This window comes from Leptolyngbya boryana PCC 6306, assembly GCF_000353285.1.
In the GTDB taxonomy this organism is placed as follows: domain Bacteria; phylum Cyanobacteriota; class Cyanobacteriia; order Leptolyngbyales; family Leptolyngbyaceae; genus Leptolyngbya; species Leptolyngbya boryana.
In genome coordinates this window covers 4,233,847-4,252,548 of the sequence record NZ_KB731324.1, presented here as the reverse complement: position 1 = coordinate 4,252,548, position 18,702 = coordinate 4,233,847, and the positions used below count along the sequence as shown (strand labels likewise).

The 18,702-nt window shown below is 47.6% G+C and carries 15 protein-coding genes; 6 read left to right on the top strand and 9 right to left on the bottom strand.

Features of this window, described 5'->3' with window-relative positions; genetic code table 11:
- Positions 1 to 38: 38 nt before the first annotated feature.
- Positions 39 to 2,648, bottom strand: coding sequence for a CHAT domain-containing protein (locus tag LEPBO_RS43395; RefSeq protein WP_026148804.1), 2,610 nt, complete (start codon positions 2,646 to 2,648; stop codon positions 39 to 41).
- Between the two features lie 483 nt (positions 2,649 to 3,131).
- Here LEPBO_RS43395 and sodB point away from each other — a divergent pair, with 483 nt between their 5' ends.
- The 3 genes from sodB to LEPBO_RS37795 all read left to right on the top strand — a co-directional run bounded on the left by sodB (position 3,132) and on the right by LEPBO_RS37795 (position 5,475).
- The gene (gene sodB / locus LEPBO_RS0121205) at positions 3,132 to 3,731 is read left to right on the top strand and encodes a superoxide dismutase [Fe] (protein WP_017289583.1); all 600 of its coding nucleotides are present in this window, start codon (positions 3,132 to 3,134) and stop codon (positions 3,729 to 3,731) included.
- Positions 3,732 to 3,906: 175 nt separating this feature from the next.
- Positions 3,907 to 5,079: a 1-deoxy-D-xylulose-5-phosphate reductoisomerase gene (dxr, locus tag LEPBO_RS0121200; protein ID WP_017289582.1), complete on the top strand. Its 1,173-nt coding sequence runs from the start codon at positions 3,907 to 3,909 to the stop codon at positions 5,077 to 5,079.
- A 198-nt stretch (positions 5,080 to 5,277) separates the two neighbouring features.
- Positions 5,278 to 5,475, top strand: coding sequence for a hypothetical protein (locus tag LEPBO_RS37795; protein ID WP_017289581.1), 198 nt, complete (start codon positions 5,278 to 5,280; stop codon positions 5,473 to 5,475).
- A 114-nt stretch (positions 5,476 to 5,589) separates the two neighbouring features.
- Here LEPBO_RS37795 and LEPBO_RS37790 read toward each other — a convergent pair whose 3' ends face one another.
- Both LEPBO_RS37790 and LEPBO_RS0121185 read right to left on the bottom strand, forming a co-directional pair.
- Positions 5,590 to 6,564 carry a GH25 family lysozyme gene (locus LEPBO_RS37790; RefSeq protein ID WP_017289580.1) on the bottom strand — a complete coding sequence of 325 codons (975 nt, stop codon included), beginning with the start codon at positions 6,562 to 6,564 and terminating at the stop codon, positions 5,590 to 5,592.
- Positions 6,565 to 6,652: 88 nt separating this feature from the next.
- Positions 6,653 to 7,603: an SGNH/GDSL hydrolase family protein gene (locus LEPBO_RS0121185; RefSeq protein ID WP_225903964.1), complete on the bottom strand. Its 951-nt coding sequence runs from the start codon at positions 7,601 to 7,603 to the stop codon at positions 6,653 to 6,655.
- Between the two features lie 176 nt (positions 7,604 to 7,779).
- On the opposite strand from LEPBO_RS0121185, the gene LEPBO_RS43390 reads away from it, so the two are divergent.
- The gene (locus LEPBO_RS43390; protein WP_026148803.1) at positions 7,780 to 7,920 is read left to right on the top strand and encodes a hypothetical protein; all 141 of its coding nucleotides are present in this window, start codon (positions 7,780 to 7,782) and stop codon (positions 7,918 to 7,920) included.
- Positions 7,921 to 8,207: 287 nt separating this feature from the next.
- On the opposite strand, the gene LEPBO_RS0121170 is transcribed toward LEPBO_RS43390, so the two are convergent.
- From LEPBO_RS0121170 to LEPBO_RS0121150, 5 genes are all read right to left on the bottom strand, one after another.
- Positions 8,208 to 9,431: a sugar ABC transporter permease gene (locus tag LEPBO_RS0121170; protein WP_017289576.1), complete on the bottom strand. Its 1,224-nt coding sequence runs from the start codon at positions 9,429 to 9,431 to the stop codon at positions 8,208 to 8,210.
- Positions 9,428 to 10,246 carry an ATP-binding cassette domain-containing protein gene (locus tag LEPBO_RS0121165; RefSeq protein ID WP_017289575.1) on the bottom strand — a complete coding sequence of 273 codons (819 nt, stop codon included), beginning with the start codon at positions 10,244 to 10,246 and terminating at the stop codon, positions 9,428 to 9,430. The genes LEPBO_RS0121170 and LEPBO_RS0121165 overlap by 4 nt, the downstream gene beginning before the upstream one ends.
- A gap of 82 nt (positions 10,247 to 10,328) precedes the next feature.
- The gene (locus LEPBO_RS0121160; protein WP_017289574.1) at positions 10,329 to 11,477 is read right to left on the bottom strand and encodes a sugar ABC transporter substrate-binding protein; all 1,149 of its coding nucleotides are present in this window, start codon (positions 11,475 to 11,477) and stop codon (positions 10,329 to 10,331) included.
- A 58-nt stretch (positions 11,478 to 11,535) separates the two neighbouring features.
- A complete protein-coding gene (locus tag LEPBO_RS0121155; RefSeq protein WP_017289573.1) occupies positions 11,536 to 13,167 on the bottom strand; it encodes an iron uptake porin in 1,632 nt (543 codons plus the stop codon).
- A gap of 236 nt (positions 13,168 to 13,403) precedes the next feature.
- Positions 13,404 to 14,204, bottom strand: a complete 801-nt coding sequence (locus LEPBO_RS0121150; RefSeq protein ID WP_239741197.1) for a cobyrinic acid a,c-diamide synthase — start codon at positions 14,202 to 14,204, stop codon at positions 13,404 to 13,406.
- A gap of 284 nt (positions 14,205 to 14,488) precedes the next feature.
- Between LEPBO_RS0121150 and bchD the strand changes: the two genes are divergently transcribed.
- Positions 14,489 to 16,525 (top strand): magnesium chelatase ATPase subunit D, encoded by a 2,037-nt coding sequence (bchD, locus tag LEPBO_RS0121145; RefSeq protein ID WP_017289571.1) that lies wholly within the window; start codon positions 14,489 to 14,491, stop codon positions 16,523 to 16,525.
- Between the two features lie 620 nt (positions 16,526 to 17,145).
- Here bchD and LEPBO_RS0121140 read toward each other — a convergent pair.
- A complete protein-coding gene (locus tag LEPBO_RS0121140) occupies positions 17,146 to 17,733 on the bottom strand; it encodes a peptidoglycan-binding domain-containing protein (RefSeq protein ID WP_017289570.1) in 588 nt (195 codons plus the stop codon).
- 118 nt (positions 17,734 to 17,851) lie between these two features.
- Between LEPBO_RS0121140 and LEPBO_RS0121135 the strand changes: the two genes are divergently transcribed.
- Positions 17,852 to 18,694, top strand: a complete 843-nt coding sequence (locus LEPBO_RS0121135; RefSeq protein ID WP_017289569.1) for an ADP-ribosylglycohydrolase family protein — start codon at positions 17,852 to 17,854, stop codon at positions 18,692 to 18,694.
- Positions 18,695 to 18,702: the final 8 nt, after the last annotated feature.

The following is an 18,702-nucleotide window of genomic DNA, read 5'->3' as shown; positions in this document are numbered from 1 at the left end:
TGGATTGAGAAAACCGAACAACAGAGAGTTTTGCTGTTTTATTTCACAGCAATCAATGCTTTCCAGTCGGCGATCGCAGCTTCACTCCAGAGCCAGTTCTTACTCAAGCCACTGATTTGAAAGTCCTGCCCTGCTTCTCGCAGTAAACGATCGCGGGTTGCTACTGCTTGCTGTCTCAGCTGATTGCGCTGATTTCCCGTCTGAGACTGCGCTGTTTTATTGGCAACTAATGCTAACCCAGCCAACGCCGTACGTCGATCCAGTTTGCCTGCATCTCCTGCCTGTGCTGCCAGCTTCTCAGCATTGAGCCAAGTTCTTCCGGCACGACCAAAATTACCTTGAGCGTAGTAAACAAACCCCAAAGCATTGAGCGTCTGAGGTGTACGATTCCCTGCCAGCGAGGTTTCAAAAAATCGCTGAGCATCATCTAATTTGTAATTGCTCTTCCTCGCCTGCACCGATTGCCAAGCAATTCGTCCCAATAGGAAATTCGCGGTTGGATTATCGCGTCGTTTGTCGGCAGGAACATTTTGAATCGCCGTCTCCGCAGCCACTAATTCACCATTATTCAGCAACTCTTCGATCGCATCTTGTCCCTGACGCAGATTTCCCTGAGCCAGTGCAGTCGTCGCAGTCGCAACCAGATTGTTCGATCGACTGACATTTGCGCCTGGAGATTGGTTGATCTGGCTGATATTGTCAATCAACTCACTTGGAGAAGGGGTCGTCGAAGCGCGCCAAGTCGAAAAGCCCCAAACTCCCAAAACAGCCGCCACAGCCGTTCCTAAAATACCAGCCACAATCCAAGGACGACGAGGACGCGGAGCAGAGGGCGCTTTCATCTCCCCGAAAATCCGATTCGGCATTGGCTCCTCGAAGGTCACATCCTCGACATGCAGTTCAGGCACAACGGGATTAGGTGACGGTTGTACTGCGCCGCCATTGCTCCCACTGCCCAAATTGTGCGCGGTTTCCAGTCGTTGCAGGTTGCGACGGGCATCGCTCAAACTCGGCTCATGCTGAAGTGCCATCTTGTAAGCCACGATCGCTTCTGTTGGACTGCCTAATTTTTCTAAGACGACGCCCATTTCACTGAAGGCTTCGGCACAGTGCGGATCAAGCTCGATCGCGCGACCATACGCAATGATCGCCCCCGTCAAATTCTCAGCTTGGGCACGCATTCGACCGACTGCGAGGCAATCCTCGGGATTTTGCAGCGTTGATTCGTCAGTCGTCACTGAGAGTGGTTCAAAGAATGGTTCTGCGGCTCTAGCTTGAGAAAAAGGATTCTCGGTTGGCTCATGCAGCTCTTGCAGTAATTCGAGCACCGCTTGACGATCGCTATCTTCAGGATCAGCAAATTCTAAATCGTCAAACAACATTTCCGCCTCGTCTAAATCAGCGGGATCATTTGCGATCGCGAGGGGATCAAATGCAAAATTTGCGGGTTGCGGCTCTTGTCCTGCATTCGTCATTGAAGGCAGCGCAGTCGGTTGCAGATAGCCATCAAAATCAGGATGCAGATAAAGGATCGGCAATGCCCAATACAACTGATTCGAGCCATAAGAGGACAGCAATCCTTGACGCGCTCGGCTGAGACTTAAATCGATCGGATAGCGCTGTTTCAAATTGCGATAAAACAAGCGGCTAAGCGTCAATGCCACATCGTCTGGAATGCGTTCTGCCATTGCCAAAACCGCCGGAATTCCCCGCTTCAGCAAGGCATCGGTTAAATTGCTCGACTCCGTTTCATTCGTCGGATCAGCGGTCGCCGTATAAACCCCTCGGCAAGAATTAAACACTGCCATACGAATGCCATTATTCACAAGCAATCCAGCCAGATCATCGCCGCTGAGAACCTCAGTCAGTCCAGTACGATCGCTGACGAGATATAAATCTCCGCCTGCCAAGCCTAAATTGCTGTGACCCGCATAATGCAAGACCTGATAATGCCCTTGCTCCAACGCTTGCGTCAATTGCTCACGTCCAGGCTGATCCAAAATCGTCAGGTCAATTTTGCCATTTGCCTCTTCTTTCAATTCATCGCGCAAATGATTCGCTTCTCGGCGGAGTTCCAAGACTTCTTGATCCGTCGGAGCCGCCAAAACCATGAGAATTCTCAGCGGCTGATTGGCATCGATTACCGTCGCAGATCGATGTGGCTGCAAAATCGTCCCCATCGGCGCAAATGCCGCCTGATAGCGTGAAAACACGACATCGGTTCCCGTGGCTAAAGGACGTGCTCCCGCGTGCAGTACTTCCCAGGGCAAACGCGGCAAGCGATCGCCTTTCAGTCCTAATCTCAATCTCAAGCCTTCGCGGCGATTTTGTGCAATCCCCTGCGCCGTTACCCAGCTATCTCGAATCGTTCCTTGAAATAGGGCATTGTAGAGTTTTTGCCCCAATTCCACTAAATTTGGAGAAAGGGCATCACTGCCCGTTGCCGATGGACTGAGCGATCCCATTCTGCCCCGCAGAATTCCCAACAGCGGATCGTGCATCAATTGACGTGCCTGTTCGAGCCACTCTTCGACTTGCCAAGTGACGAGTTCCTCCGCCAAAGGAACGCCCGGTGAGACGCGCTCTGTTCTCACCAAATATTCATCGCCCCGAACTGGCGTAACAGAAATGTAGAACTCCTGATTCACTCGACACCCTCCGTCAACCTGACTGGTTTCGACTTGCCCCACCTGAAGACAATTCGATCCTAATTTCTAATAACCGCACATGATCGTCATCGGTCAGGGAAAATTCTGAATTTACACGATCACACCTATTAGCATTGCAAATTTTGACGCGATCGATAGCAAAGTCATTGGCATCCTGACGAACAACTCCACGAGTAGACTGAACGTTTACTTAAACGTTACTGAAAGTTCAAGAAAACTTTGTCTCATCTTTAAGTATTCCCACCCAGAGTCTCCGGAGAACAAGCGTAAATTCTAGGAAGAAGGAATGGTAGATGCACCCTGATTTATTGCCCTCGTCCATGCCTAGTGGACAGGGCTTTTTTGGTTTTCGGTGTGATTCTAACCTTGCCCCCTCGCTTTTGAGATAGAATTTTCAGGGTTAAGTAATGTTTCTGCCCCGCAATCGACGGCAGATTTTAGATCTAGAGAGGAACTGGACACATGGCATTCACACAACCCCCTTTACCGTTTCCAAAAGATGCACTTGAGCCATATGGCATGAAGGCAGAAACATTTGATTATCACTACGGCAAGCATCATGCAGCTTACGTTACCAACTTGAATAAGTTGGTAGAAGGAACGCCGATGGAAAGCCTATCGCTAGAAGATGTGATCAAACAGTCGTTTGGGGATTCCTCGAAAGTGGGCGTATTTAACAATGCGGCTCAAGTTTGGAACCACACCTTCTTCTGGAATTGCCTGAAAGCAGGCGGCGGTGGCGCACCGACAGGTGAACTGGCAGCCAAAATCGATGCTGCATTCGGTAGCCTTGACAAGTTCAAAGAAGAGTTTAGCAATGCGGCTGCAACTCAATTTGGCAGTGGTTGGGCATGGTTGGTAGACGATGGCGGTACGCTAAAAGTGACCAAAACTCCGAATGCAGAGAATCCTCTGGTGCATGGTCAAAAGCCTTTGTTGACGTTGGATGTTTGGGAACACGCTTACTACTTGGATTTCCAAAATGCACGTCCTGCCTTCATCAAGAACTTCTTGGATAATTTGGTCAACTGGGATTTTGTCGCTCAGAACTTAGCTGCTTAAAAACAGATTGGTCAGAATTGTGATGAAGAGTGAGGTGAGTTTTCTGCCTCACTCTTTTTTTTAGGGAAGCAAGACGAGGCTGAGGATTTCTGTTAGTCATATCGTCAGGGTTTGAATTTTCCTTTGATCCCCGTAAGCCCGTAAAATACGGAATGAAGTGTCAAACAACTAACCCGTGAAAGCAATCACCCTCCTTGGTTCAACCGGATCGATCGGGACACAAACGCTGGATATCGTATCCGAGCATCCTGATCAGTTTCGCATTGTCGGAATGGCGGCCGGGCGGAATGTCGAACTCTTTGCCCAACAAATTCGCACTTTTCGTCCCGAAATTGTTGCGATTTGTGATGAGAGCAAATTGACGGAATTGAAAGACGCGATCGCGGACTTGACTCCACAGCCGATTATCTTATCTGGCGAATCTGGAGTGGTGGATGTGGCGCGCTACGGCGATGCAGAATCAGTTGTGAGCGGGATTGTGGGATGTGCGGGATTGTTGCCGACTCTAGCCGCGATCGCAGCCGGGAAAAACATTGCCTTAGCCAACAAAGAAACCATCATTGCAGGCGCGCCTGTGGTGCTGCCCTTGATGAAAAAACATGGCGTGAAGATGCTGCCTGCGGATTCAGAACATTCTGCCATCTTCCAATGTTTGCAAGGTGTGCCTGAGGGAGGTCTGAGAAAAATTATTCTCACCGCTTCAGGTGGCTCGTTCCGCGATCTGCCCGTGGAAAAGCTCGCATCGGTCACGGTTGCAGATGCACTCAAACACCCGAATTGGTCAATGGGACGCAAAATCACGATCGATTCTGCCACGCTGATGAACAAAGGCTTAGAAGTGATCGAAGCTCATTATCTATTCGGCGTGGACTATGACGATATCGAAATTGTGATTCATCCACAGAGCATTATTCACTCTTTGATTGAGTTGCAAGATACTTCGGTGTTAGCTCAACTGGGGTGGGCAGATATGCGCTTGCCTTTGTTGTATTCCTTGTCTTATCCTGATCGCGTTCCGACGAACTGGGAACGCTTAGACCTTGTGAAACTGGGAACCTTAACCTTCCGTGCGCCGGATCACGCGAAGTATCCTTGCATGAAGCTTGCTTATGCAGCAGGTCGAGCAGGTGGCTGTATGCCTGCGGTCTTGAATGCAGCCAATGAACAAGCAGTCGCACTCTTTTTAGAAGAAAAAATTGGCTTCTTGGACATTCCGCGATTGATTGAAACAACCTGCGATCGTTACACCACTCAAAACCGCTCAACCCCAACGCTTGAAGAGATTCTAGCTGCGGACGCATGGGCACGTGAAACAGTTGTAGCAACTAGCCAACTTGTCCAAGTTTAGCGATCGTAACTTTACTATAGTAAGCGAGAATTCGTGCAATCAAAATCTGCTTAAGAAAGCAATAAAACCCTGACATCTTAACGCTTTCTTTTAGTCAAACAATATTTTGAGGTGCCATACTGGGGAGCAGTTTCTCAATCTCATCCCTTGGATAGGTGACTGTCCGATTTTCTGCCCCCTCGCTTACTCACATATCGCATGAATTCCTTCAACCATTTCCCCTGGTGGGACTATCTCAATCAACATTTATTCGATTCCGAGCGCCCGTTTATTTGGAGCTTTGAGAAGTTCCGGCATGTGAATCGAGTGCAGAAACTTGAACGCTGTTGGGAACAGTCAGAAGTTCGTCTATTAGAACGCTGTTGGCAACAAGAAACAGACGAAAAAAACTTCTAGCAGCCAAAGATTAATCCTTGCCAGTTCTATCGTTTGGCAAGGATTCTTTGTTTCAATGACTGATGACGATCGCGCTGGCTCTTGAGTAATTCACCCTAGTACTGCGGGTAGATTCTATGGCTGCCTCCACCGTCTAGCAAACTCATCCAAGGTCGATTTCGGAATTTGACTCTGTAACCATCTCAAAGATGAATCTTGATGAGCTGCACCTCGGTAGGATTTACAGACATTGATTAAATCGATGGGCAGCGGTGCAGGAGGAACGCTTGGGCTAGTTTTTTGCAGCGCACTCCAAGTCGCCGCTCCAACAATGCCATCAGTGAGTAAGCTCTTTGCTTTCTGAAAAGCAACAACCTGCGCTTTCGTTTTGGGTCCAAAATCTCCATCTGGTGTGCCTAGGTCAAAGCCTTGAGCTTTCAGTAAAGATTGCATTTCTTGAACGACATTGCCTTCACAGCCTTGTCTTAACGGAATGCGACCTTTCAACAGCTTTTGCAGTCCATCTAAATCCCCATTAAATTGATTGAGATCGACATTTCCAACAATGCCGCGTAGAGTTCCAGATTCCGAATATTGATGAAATACCCAAAGCTTCCAAGCTGAGGGAATATACGGTCTTCCAGGTGTCCCAAAGTTTGCGATCCACAGTGGGTATTCCGAGAATCTGGCGGTATTGCCAAGTTTATCTTCCCAGAACGAAGGATAAGTGTAGAGAATCGGTTTGCGTCCTGTTTTCGCTTCAATGATTTCTAACCATTTCAACGCTCGATCGATGACCACACTTGCACTCTGTCCATCATTGATCTCTAGATCGAGGACTGGAGGTAAATCGAAATCTTCGATCGTTTGCACTGTTTTCAAAAAGTTATCGGCTTGCTGAGCGGGATCTCGACCCGGACGAAAGAAGTGATATGCTCCGCGGACAATTCCGACCGATCGCATTCCTGCCCAATTTCGGGCAAACTTCTCATCGCGACTAGTGACACCTTCTGTCGCTTTCGCAAATCCATAAAAGACGCTTTGGCTCGCAACCGTTGCCCAGTTGACATCTTCTTGATAAGCCGAAATATCAATCCCTAATAGAGCCATTCTTCAAACCTCTGAAACCTTGCTGTACTAAATTCACGATCGATCAAGAACATTCCTCAAGCTTGCCGAAGATCATCGAAAAGATCGATTAAATTGCTTGAAGTAGCCATTCACTGACGATCTGATTCCCACCTTGACTTAAATGAATGTGATCTCGATAAAGTGTTTCTGGGGGAGCTGATTTTGCTGCGCCTGCAAAGATCGTTAGGAAATCAATGTACTTAATTTGCTCAGTTTGAGTCATATCCATTAATCGTTTTCGGGCAACAATTTCATAATCTCGCGAACCTGGCGGTGTTAATTCTCTCAACAACGGGGTCATTGCTAAGACGAATTTTGCATTGTTACGATGTGCAAGGTCGCGAATTCCTCGAATCGCATCTAAGATTAAGCCGACGCGATCGCCGCCTTCAGCCTGGATTTTTTTGAATGCTTCGGGCATGGCGGGCGCAGGTAAAAGGTATCGATCGAGGACTTCTTGAATTGCACTCATCGGTTTGCGATCGGGATAGTTGCGATCGCGTCCGACTCCTAAAGAGGTGGGCTGCGTTCCAAATAAATCGTCGGTATTGATGACTAAAATAATTACTTCTGCATTGAAAGTTCCGAATCGTTTGAGATACGCTAATTCATTCCGAGGCGACCAGGAATTTGCGGAAGCGTTTAGAACTTCAAGTTTGCCATTCGCAGCCGACGATCGCTGCATGAGTTCGGAAATGACATCTTTTTGATCTGTCCACCAGCCGCCGTTAATGATCGAATCTCCAAGCAGTAAAATTCGTTTCGCTTCGGGTTTCAGGGCGAAGTTTGGCGATCGCATGGAAAATTGATTCGTCTCGATCCGGTTGCCAAACCGCTTGACCGACTGATTCGGAGCGAGCAGATAGCCAATCTCAGGATCAGCGACATAAAGCAGCGGATCGCCAAAACCAAAGAAAAGTCTCAGGGCGATTTCGAGCAGGATGAGAACGGTGGTCAGAAGCGCGATCGTGATGCTGAGCCAAGTCATTCCGGGGCAGTGTGTGATTTGCCCTACCATCTTGACCGCTGAGTGCAAAATTGATGCAAAAATTCGGTTAAGATTCGGAGATTATTTAAACTTATTTGAGCAGAAAGATAAAATAATGCTTGAGAAAGAAGGGTACAGAAAAATCTGTGAATTACCCTAAAGGAAAATCATCGACCTTTTACTAAACGTTACGGAGTGTTGCACTCATGTCAGACCTAAATCGTGGGATTATGAAGTTCGAGGGCGCAGACAGTCCGCTTGTGATTGCTATTTCTGCGGCTCTTATTCTCGGCAGTATCGGCGTGCTAATTTTATGGGCACTTCGCTCTGCCTACCTGTTAGGTTAGTTAGCTTGATTTCGTTTACTCAAAGATTAGAGAGCTTGCAGTCTGTAGGCTCTTTTTTATTTCTTATTTAGGGCGATCGCAAAGTTCTCGATGTTTCGGAATCAGCATTCGGATGTGCTCGATCGAGCATTTGGCTATTGCAGTCTTAAATCGGTTGGGGGAATAGGGGAATGGGGGAATGGGGAAGTATTTTCCCTATTCCCCCAAATTGCAAGATCTTACACATCAAACAGGATTGATAGATCGATATCGCTTGAAATTCACGAACCAAGCTTTTGGTCTAAGCGCTATTTGCCTCGTATCGGATTCGATCGACGAACTAATGCATCCGCTGTCACTGCTAGAACTAGCACAATTCCCTGAACAATGTTCTTTACACTCTGATCTTGGTTGAGCAAATCTAGTCCATTATCCAAACTTCCAATCACAAGCGCGCCTAAAATGACTGCCCAGACTGAGCCGCGACCGCCGAATAAACTAACCCCACCAATGACTGCTGCCGCGATCGCATTTAACAATAACGTTGCACTAATCTGAGTCGCGACTGCTGTACTCCGTGAAGTCAGCATAATTCCGGCGACTGCTGCTAGCATCGATGCCAATGTAAAGACTGCCATCTTCATACCAATGACATTAATGCCCGCCCGTCTTGCCGCTTCTTCATTACCACCGACCGCATAAAGATGCCGACCAAACAGCGTTTTTCTCAGAACTAGCCAGAGCGCAACAACAATCCCAAGCGAAATCATCACCGATTGCGGCACACCTTGATAAGTCTGGAACAAGAACACGATCAGAAATACGATCGCGAAAATTGCCGCAACTTGAGCTAAAAGGTTTGAAGATCGTTTCACAGGCAATCCTGCTTGCAGCCGTTTCCGCCGTTCATACCAGACCCCGATCGCATAAAGTGCCGCGAGCACAATCGGAATCCCCCAACCTAAAACCGGATTTAAATAAGTTGGAGCCAGCGATCGGATCACAGGATCACGAACAATCAGCGTGGTTTGTCGCCCTAGAACTAATAGCAAGAATCCAGCATATCCAATCGATCCTGCTAGGGTCACAATAAACGACGGGACGCGCAGAATTGCAATAAAAAAGCCGTTGACTAACCCAATGATTGCGCCTGCGACTAACGCGGCTAAAATCGACGGAATTGCGCCCCAGTTTTGATAGACCGAAAGCGTCGCCATGATGGCTGCACAAGCTTGAGCAACGGCTGCTAGGCTCAAATCAATTTCGCCCAGTAAAAGCACTAAAACAGCAGCAGTACTGAGAATACTAATCACAACAATCTGCTGAGTCAGATTCGTCAGATTCCGAGCTTGGAGAAAGATGCCACTCGTTGTAAGTTGAAAATATAGCGTGATCAATGCAAGCGTAACGAGAACGGGGATAAATCCCAGATCACCCCGCATCAGAGAACTTAAAGTAAATTTCGATCGAGAACTTTGTGGATCGCTCATTTCAGCATTCGCTGAAGCTCGATCGTTCGCATCTGTTTTCATAATATTTCGGGTTGAGGATCGCGATATTCTGCGCCTGTGATGGCAGCAACAACTTGTTCTGATGTAGAACTCTGAATGTCAAACGTTGCACTTCGTTGTCCTAACCGCATGACAATCACGCGATCGCAGACTTCAAAGACATCATGTAAGTTATGCGAAATAACGACGACTGCTAAGCCTTGTTGTTTGAGCCGTTGGATCAAGTTGAGGACTTGGCGAGTCTGAGCCACACCTAAAGCTGCGGTCGGTTCGTCGAGAAGAACAACTTTCGGCGATCGCAGAATCGTTTTCGCGACTGCAATACATTGCCGTTGTCCACCTGATAAGGCAGCAACCGGACGGCGAACCGATGGAATTTTCACATCCAGGAGTTTGAGAACTTCGATCGTGCGGCGCTCCATTTCAGTCTCATCGAGAACCTTGAGAACGCCTGGAATCAACCAGCGATAGGCTTCTCGCCCTAACCAGAGATTGCCAACCACATCGAGATTGTCACAGAGCGCGAGGTCTTGATAAACCGTTTCAATGCCGAGACGGGTCGCATCTTGAGGTGAAGCGATCGAGACTCGCTCTCCGTTGAGAAAAATTTCACCCGAATCCGGCACATAAGCGCCTGACATGGTTTTCACGAGCGTAGACTTTCCTGCCCCGTTATCGCCAACTAAACCCACGACTTCGCCCGCATAGACTTCAAAATCGACATTCTTGAGAGCTTGTACCCCTCCAAAAGATTTGCAGATGTTGCGGAGTTCTAGCGTCGGCCGAGTTGAGCTTGAAGACGCTTCTGATTGTGTTGATAAAACTGAGTTACTCATAGAGATGTTGTAGTTGCAAGAATTCTATGTAAACGAGAAGTTGGAGTTTTTTCAGAACTCCAACTTCCGAGGATCTCAGCTTTTAACTTCTACAAAGTCCAGTTGTATCCCCATTTAGCCCATTGCAGACCTGCTCCTTCTTCAAGAATCCATCTGCAAAAACTGTCTGCTGAACATTCGTCTTATCGACTGCGATCGGAGCAAGCAAGACTGATTTCACTTGTCCTCCGCCCTGCTGCAAATTCGTCTGTCCGTTCACCAAACTTCCTGGATCAGTGCCATTGCTCAAAGCTGCAACTAATTGCGCCGTTGCCTCCGCTTCTTTTGCGATCGGCTTATAAACCGTCATCGCCTGATCGCCTGTCAGAATATTCTGAATGCCCGTCAAAGTTGCATCCTGACCTGTGACTAGCACTTTTCCATCTAGCTTCTGCGCTCTCAATGCTGCAATGACCGTATTGGCTAAACCATCATTGGCAACATAAGCCGCTTGAACATTGTTCTTTTGCTGCGTCAACACTCCTTCCATCAATGATTGTGCTCTCGCACTATCCCAGTTTGGCGTGTATTGATCAAACACCAAATTTAAGTCTTTACTATCAACTAATGGCTGCAAAGCTTTCAATGCTCCTTCTCGGAACTGCAACGCATTGCTATCCGTTTGTGAGCCATTGATCATGACTAGATTCGCGCCGCGCTTTAAGCCGTACGCTCCCTTGCGATACTGATCAGCAATGTACTGCCCTTGCAGTTCACCGACTCGTACATTGTCGAATGAGACATAGTAAGCCACATCTGGATCTTGAATCAAGCGATCGTATGCAATCACTGGAACCTGACTTGCTTTTGCTTTTTGCACGATCGCAGATGCTTTCTCACTGTCATTGGGATCAACAACGAGAATACAAGCGCCTTTGGTCAAAGCTGCATCCGCTTGATTTTGTTGAGTGTCTGCATTGTTATTCGCATTGGCATATTGAATGGTTGCGTCAGGCAAGACCTTCTTGATTTCCCGCTCTAACAAAGGACGATCGTATGCTTCATAGCGCGCTGAAGAATCTGATTCAGGCAAAAGAATTCCAATGTTTTTACAGCCTTTCGCAGCAGTGAAGCTGGCTGAAGTTGCGGGCGCATTATTTGCAGTGGGTGTATTTGAATTGCTGCAAGCTGAAAAAAACAACAGACCGAGTAAAGGAAGAAATTTAGAAGTTGCTTTGAGAATTGAGTTCATAGCTGTGTGTCCTAAAGGTCAAAACTAGGAGCACTCTCTGCTCCTAGTTTGAGATCTACTAAAAAGAGAAAACTGTCCGAACAACACCAATCACCGCATCGTTATTATTCTCGTTGTAGTCTGGATTCGTCACCCAGATCACACCGGGTGTGATCGAAATGTTGTCATTGATGCGATAGCGGTAAAAAGCTTCTAAGTGCAGAGAAGTATCGCGATCGCGAAATCCCAAATCACTCCGCGTCAATTTTGGCTCTTGTCCGACCAATAAGCCTCCCAGATTGCCCTGCTTAAACAAGTCAGGGAACGCCAAAGTCACCGCCCAATTCCAAACATCTCCACGCCCGCGCCCAATATAATTATGATTGGCATAGCCAACCCATCCACCTAGCGCAAACTTCGGTGACACCTGGAAGTTTCCAGAAATTCCATAGGCGTTGATACTCACCGCACTATCGAAGTTACTATTTGCGAGATTACTTCCCGTTGCACTCAGGTTAAACGGATCATCCGGCTGAAGATTCGCACCAAATGGAGCATACGCATTGATGTAAGTAAACCCAATCCGTGAACTTGGACTCAAGTTAAGGATCAACTGCGCCAGCGCCCCATATTGACCATTAAACAAGCCGTTTTTATCAGTGGGAATCGAAGCATTCGGAACGAGATAGCCTAAGTTGACCTCAGCCGCTGTCCCAATCCTTTGACGTACACCAATGCCTGCTCCGCCCGAATAGTTGTAGATCGGGTTCCGCAAGCCAAACAGGGAGACTGCACCGCCATCAAAGTAAGGATTAAGCTGTGAAGACGCATCCAAGTCTACAAAGCCATTTCCGGTTGCTGCTAAATAAACATCGGTGCTCTCTGTCAATGGGAAGCGGTAGCGGAGGAGTGCAATACTCGCTGATCCACCACTATCTCCATCAAATTCTAATCGCCCCATGTTCGTACCGAGTACTCCTAAGCCGCGCACTCCGGTCGGACTCGTGGCATCTTGAGTCGTCTGCCCCAAGGGCGTAATGTTGTTTGCCTGAATTCGAGTCGTGAGCAAATCTCGCCCAGAAAAGCTGGTATTGAGATTCAACCGCACTCGATAACCAAGCGTTGGATTTCGCTCGGCTTCGGTTCCATTGGCATTGTCTCCACTGACTACACTGGAAGCGGCAATGATCACTTCACCTTGAAGTTTTGTGGTCGTTGAGAATTGTTGCCTTTCTAACGTTCCAGTGCGAGCTTCCAATGCATCGACTCGTCCGCGCAAGGTTGCAAGTTCAGTTGCAAATTCTTGCTGAAGCCTTTGCAGCGTTGCGAGGTCTTCTTTCTTGACTAAATCTGCCGTTGAAGCTGCGATTAGCTCGTTGACGCGATCGAGACAAGCGTTCAATCCTGCCGCGAACTCGAATCGGGTTAAAGCCCGATTGCCGCGATACGTGCGATCGGGATATCCCGCAATACAGCCATAGCGCTCGACTAAAGACTGCAAAGCCTGAAAAGCCCAATCCGTCGGTCGAACATCCGATAACTGCGAAACCGAGGTCACTTGTCCTGCATTATTTTCAATGGTTTGAGGATTTGCAGGAACGATTGGGGGAATTTGAGCAACAAGATTAGGGGTTTCCGCAGCACGAACACTAATGGCTGAAACAAGAAGTGAACTAACAGTAACAGCACAGGTTAATAAATGAAGTTTCACAAGTCATCCTCACAGTAAAAAATTGACCCCGCAGCAAAGTGCAGCACCAAAAATAAGCTGAATTTCAACCGAATAAAATTCCAGAATGACGATCACCAACTCTGTTGCTTTATGAGAAGTATGAGAGTGATCCTGATAGGTTTGAGATTAATTTCTTTTGGCAAACGATTTCGTCTATCTGGAGACTGAACAGTCGAATTTACAGTGATATTTGAATTCAAATTTCTTTACAGTTTTCAGTAGGGGAAAACTGCTTCAGAATCGCGATTGAAAATATAATCATGATCAAATACGACTGCATCCGGATGCCGAATAACAGAGAAGCCAAACTGGATAATTGCTTCAGTTGTAAACGTTGCGATCGCGAGTTCTATCAATTTTTTATCTGATATACTGGGTCGCTCGACAAAGTAGTCACGGCGGGCAAAAAAGAGCTTTTCGTCTCTTGGCACAATGATCTGATTAAGCCGATGAGTGCGCTGAATTGGTTTTAAATACAGTGTGATAAATTCTTCTTGATTATGTTGCAATCTGTAAAGTCTTTCGTGTTGTAACCAGCTCATCCGAAACAATAATTTAACCAATTCAAAGCCTAGAACATAGTTAAAAATATTATTTCTTTCTTCAGTACTGACGACGACACGGAGTGCTGATTCTAAAATTAATTCCGGTTGCCTTCTCGCATCTTGAGCGGAATGAATATAGAACTGTCGAATATATCCTCTTAATAAGCGTTCAGATAGCTCAGTGGTAATGTGAAAGCGATCGAGATTATTTTTGACTTTCTGCCGAATCTCATGATTTTCGATCAGCTTAGAAATCAGTCCATTTGCCGTATATTCATCTAAAAATTCAGCTTGCACCTCTGGCGAAGCTGCACACAGCAAGTGACAGAGCGAAAGCACATAGCGTCGCTGATTCCACGGCAAACTTTCCGCCCACTGTTTTGCTTCGGGCGGTAGCTTGTCGAGAACGTTTTCGATCGCATCAGCATTTGCAGGATGAGTCATTCGACGATCGGAGAAAGCAGGAAACATTCAATCAGTGTGCCCAAAAAAAGCAGCGACATCATGTCGCTGCTGTAAAGAGGTATTTTCTTGATTCGTGTACAGATCACTGTACGAGCAGTTGTCGTGCAATGACGAACAGTCTTTACGATTTCCAGGAGGCTCTTAGCCCTTGCTTCGGGGCAGTCCTTCTCGATTCACTATAAAAAGTTTCGCGATCCAAGACTTCACCTGATCGGATTACCTGACCGGGCGAGTTCGCGTAACTTCCCGGATCTTGGTATTGTGGATCAAGATAAATATCCGAAATTTCAATGCCTTCTACGATCGACTCCCAAGTGACTGCTTTTCCTCTTGCTGCCGTTGTCGGGCAGGAAGCGATCAAATTAGCGCTGCTGCTGGCAGCGGTTGATCCAGGCTTAGGTGGCGTGGTGATTGCTGGACGACGCGGCACAGCAAAATCCGTCATGGCACGCGCGATTCATGCCTTATTGCCCCCGATCGAAGTGGTTCAAGATTCGATTAGTAACTGTGAACCTAATGCGATCTCCGAGTGGGATGATCTTACGCTGGAGAAATACGGCAGCACTGAAGAAGTGCCGACTGAAATTATTCGCGCACCCTTTGTGCAGATTCCTTTGGGGGTCACTGAAGATCGGTTGCTCGGTTCAGTTGATGTCAGCCAATCAATTAAGCAAGGTGAAACGGTTTTTCAGCCTGGGTTGTTGGCTGAAGCAAATCGAGGCGTATTGTACGTCGATGAAATTAATTTATTAGATGATCAAATCTCTAATTTATTGCTCTCTGTTCTGACCGATGGGCGCAATCAGATTGAGCGCGAAGGCATTAGCTTTCAACATCCTTGCCGACCTTTGTTGATTGCAACTTACAACCCGGAAGAAGGGAATTTAAGAGAGCATTTACTCGATCGCATTGCTATCTCACTTTCAGCCGACATGGTGTTGGGATTAGACGATCGCATTCAAGCCGTCGAACAAGCCACCCGCTATTCTGATTCGCCTCAGGCTTTCTTAACGCAGTACACCGAAGATATTGACGCACTGAAAACGCAGATTATTTTGGCTCGCGAATGGCTGAAAGATGTGCAGATTAGTGCAGAGCAGATTGAATATTTAGTCACTGAAGCCGTGCGAGGCGGTGTGCAAGGGCATCGAGCCGAATTGTTTGCTCTAAGAGTGGCAAAAGCTCATGCCGCTTTAGACGGGCGCACTGCTGTAAATGCTGAGGATTTGAGAAAAGCAGTTGAATTAGTGATCATTCCGCGATCGACGATCGTTCAACAAGCTCCCCCTGAAGAAGCGCCTCCTCCCCCTCCCCCGCCTCAAGATCAGTCGGATCAAGAGCAAGACCAGCAAGAAGACCAAGACGATCCAGAAGACGAATCGGAAGATCAACCCGAACAAGACACACCGAACATTCCCGAAGAGTTCGTGTTTGATCCTGAAGGAGTAATTCTCGATCCGGAAGTGCTCTATTTTGCTCAAATGGCAACGCGGCAAGGAAAATCGGGAAGTCGCACGATCGTATTTTCAGAAGATCGAGGCAGATATATCAAACCGATGTTGCCCAAAGGCAAAGTGCGTCGGATTGCTGTTGATGCGACTTTGAGAACTGCGGCTCCTTATCAGCGATCGAGAAGACAACGCGCGGATCAAGTCCTACCCGGCCGTAAGCGAGTCTTCGTTGAAGAAAGTGACATTCGGGCGAAACGACTGGCTCGAAAGGCTGGAGCCTTGATTGTATTCGTGGTCGATGCATCTGGCTCAATGGCACTGAATCGGATGAATGCTGCCAAAGGTGCAGTATTGCGCTTACTCACTGAGGCATATCAGAACCGAGATCAAATTTCGCTGATTCCTTTCCGAGGTGAGCAAGCTGAGGTCTTATTACCGCCAACGCGATCAATTGAAGCCGCAAAACGCAGACTCGATCGCTTACCGTGCGGCGGCGGTTCTCCCTTAGCACATGGCTTAACCCAGGCAGTTCGAGTCGGATTGAATGCAAAACAGTCCGGCGATATTGGACAAGTCGTGATTGTGGCAATTACCGATGGTCGAGGCAATATTCCGCTGGCGCGATCGCTCGGTGAAACTTTGCCTGAAGGTGAAAAGCCGGATATCAAAGGTGAACTGTTAGAGCTTGCCGCAAAAATTCGCGCCTTGGGGATTCAGTTGCTCGTCATTGACACCGAGAATAAATTTATCTCAACTGGATTCGCGAAAGAGTTGGCGAAGCAAGCAGGCGGAAAATATCATCATTTGCCGAAAGCCTCAGATGCCGCGATCGCAGGAGTTGCGCGCAATGCTATCTCAGATATTAAGACTCGTTAGTACGGAGTCCTGTCGTGCTAGTCGATTAAAACATCTTGGGTGACCGCTTCTCATGTTGGTGAAGCTCCAGCCTGAGAGAATGTTTTAAAAGTAATCTATGAAAAAGCCCTGGGGAGATGGGGAGAATCCAGACGCGGATCACTCTCTACCAGCTTTATTTGTAGTGAACAGCTAGAAACGCGCGAAGCCGAACTGCGGTAAACATGTCAAAGGGTCTGGCAAGTCGCCAAACCCTGAAAAAATGGTGGTCACTTAAGTTGTCAAGGTGTATCGAACAAACAACAAATAAGGTGGACAAAATCGCAAACAGTCTAATCAACAATCTCCCCGAATCAGCCGAACCAGGCTGTAGTTTTCGCTAGTTCAAATTTGCGACTCAAATAAAGCGGAATTGAAGTGAGAATCTTGAGTGCAGTTGAGACTAAGGTGAAGTTCGATCGGTGAAATATCTTTCAGGATTTGCGAGGGATTAAAGCGGGAGACACGGGCTTTAATCGGCTTGGGAGAAGGGTTTGAACTTCTCTTGTGTCTTGAATATAAAGTAGCATCCTCATCCTCGAGTCGCGCACCTGTTTTACTAAAGTTCACTCCATGTTACCGATCGCAATATTTCTCTCAACCTACCGCAAAATCGCTGCCCAAGTTGCGCCGCCGACAATACCATCCGCTTCGAGTCCAAACTTCTGCTGTGCCGCTTTTACCGCTTCCTCGGTTCCGGCTCCAAAGACCCCATCGACTTCACCGTCATAAACGCCGATCGCTCTTAATCGACTCTGCAATCCCCGCACACTTTCACCCGTGGCTCCGCGTCTTAAAATTGGAAACTCGGTGGAAGCGGGTGCAGTAGTTTCAACCCGACGTGGCGCAGTGGGATCAGGATTCGCTGGGGGCGCGACAGGTTCATTGGAGGGAAATAAGCGATTCCAGGTCGCAGCGCCAACAATGCCATCTGCATCCAGTCCAGCGACTTGTTGAAAGCGTCGGACGGCTTGAGCAGTGCTTTCATCAAATACACCATTGACCGAGCCGCCATAATAGCCCAATAGCTTTAAGGTACTTTGTAATTCGGTGACATCTGCCCCTTGGCTTCCTAGGCGGATAATGTTTCGGGCTGGAGTCTGGCTCAATCCAGGATGGATAATCGTAGCCGTAAGAGCGATCGCGAGTGTGAAGAGAAACAGCGATTTGATAAATCGGGTTGGCATCATAGAAAGAAGTTGAAGACGAATCATGGGACGCATGGCGAGGAGCTAAAGTTGCAGAATAAAAACGGTGAGAAATGAACCAAATCAGCGAGAATTCTACACTAGGTTTCGGAAAATAATCATGCAATCTGCACTTCTCTATCGATTTCAAGCAACAATGATGGGCGCGATTATGGGAGAGATGATCGGCATTCAGGCATCGGGTCGCCTGCCGTCGCGTCACTATTCTCTAGAAGACCTAATGGAGTTTTATGCAGAATCTTTGATTGATCCCAGTCGTATCGAGAATTCTAGCGATCCGATTTTCCGAGAACCCCTGACGAATGCGGAAGCAGCGATCGCGCTTCTCCCCGTATTTTTGTATTTCCATGATGACTTTACAAAACTGCGGCAGAATCTCCAAACTGTTCTGAAAGTTTGGCAAAATTTGCTGATCTCAGAGTTAGATCTCTTAGCGATCGGATACACGATCGCTCAAGCCTTGAAAGGCGATCTCAATCCGCGCCGTTTAGTTTCTCCCATGTTTGAAGCATTGCTAGCTCCACCCGAAGGAATTCCCAGACTTCAGCGATTGCAGCAAGTGGAAACGATGGTGCAACAGAAAGTGGGATTAGAAGATGCGGTGCAGTTAATTCTGACCTTGAGTGAAGCGACGACTGGAGATGCCGCGATCGCACTTGCACTCTATTGTTTTCTCAGCACGGCAGGAGATTTTAGATTATCGATTTTGCGGGCGGCTCAGACGCGATATCAGGTTCCTGGAGTCACTGCTTTAACAGGTGCGCTATCGGGAGCATTGAATAGCACGATCGGTCTGCCTGCAGATTGGCGAATGACCTTGAATCAAGAGGAGCATATTCGCCAAATTTGTACGCGATTGTTAGCAAGCTGGTCGGGGATGTATCACTTGAATGATGAGAATATGCGATCGCCCAGTGCTCAGAGTATTACGGCTCCACGTTAGTGGGGAAA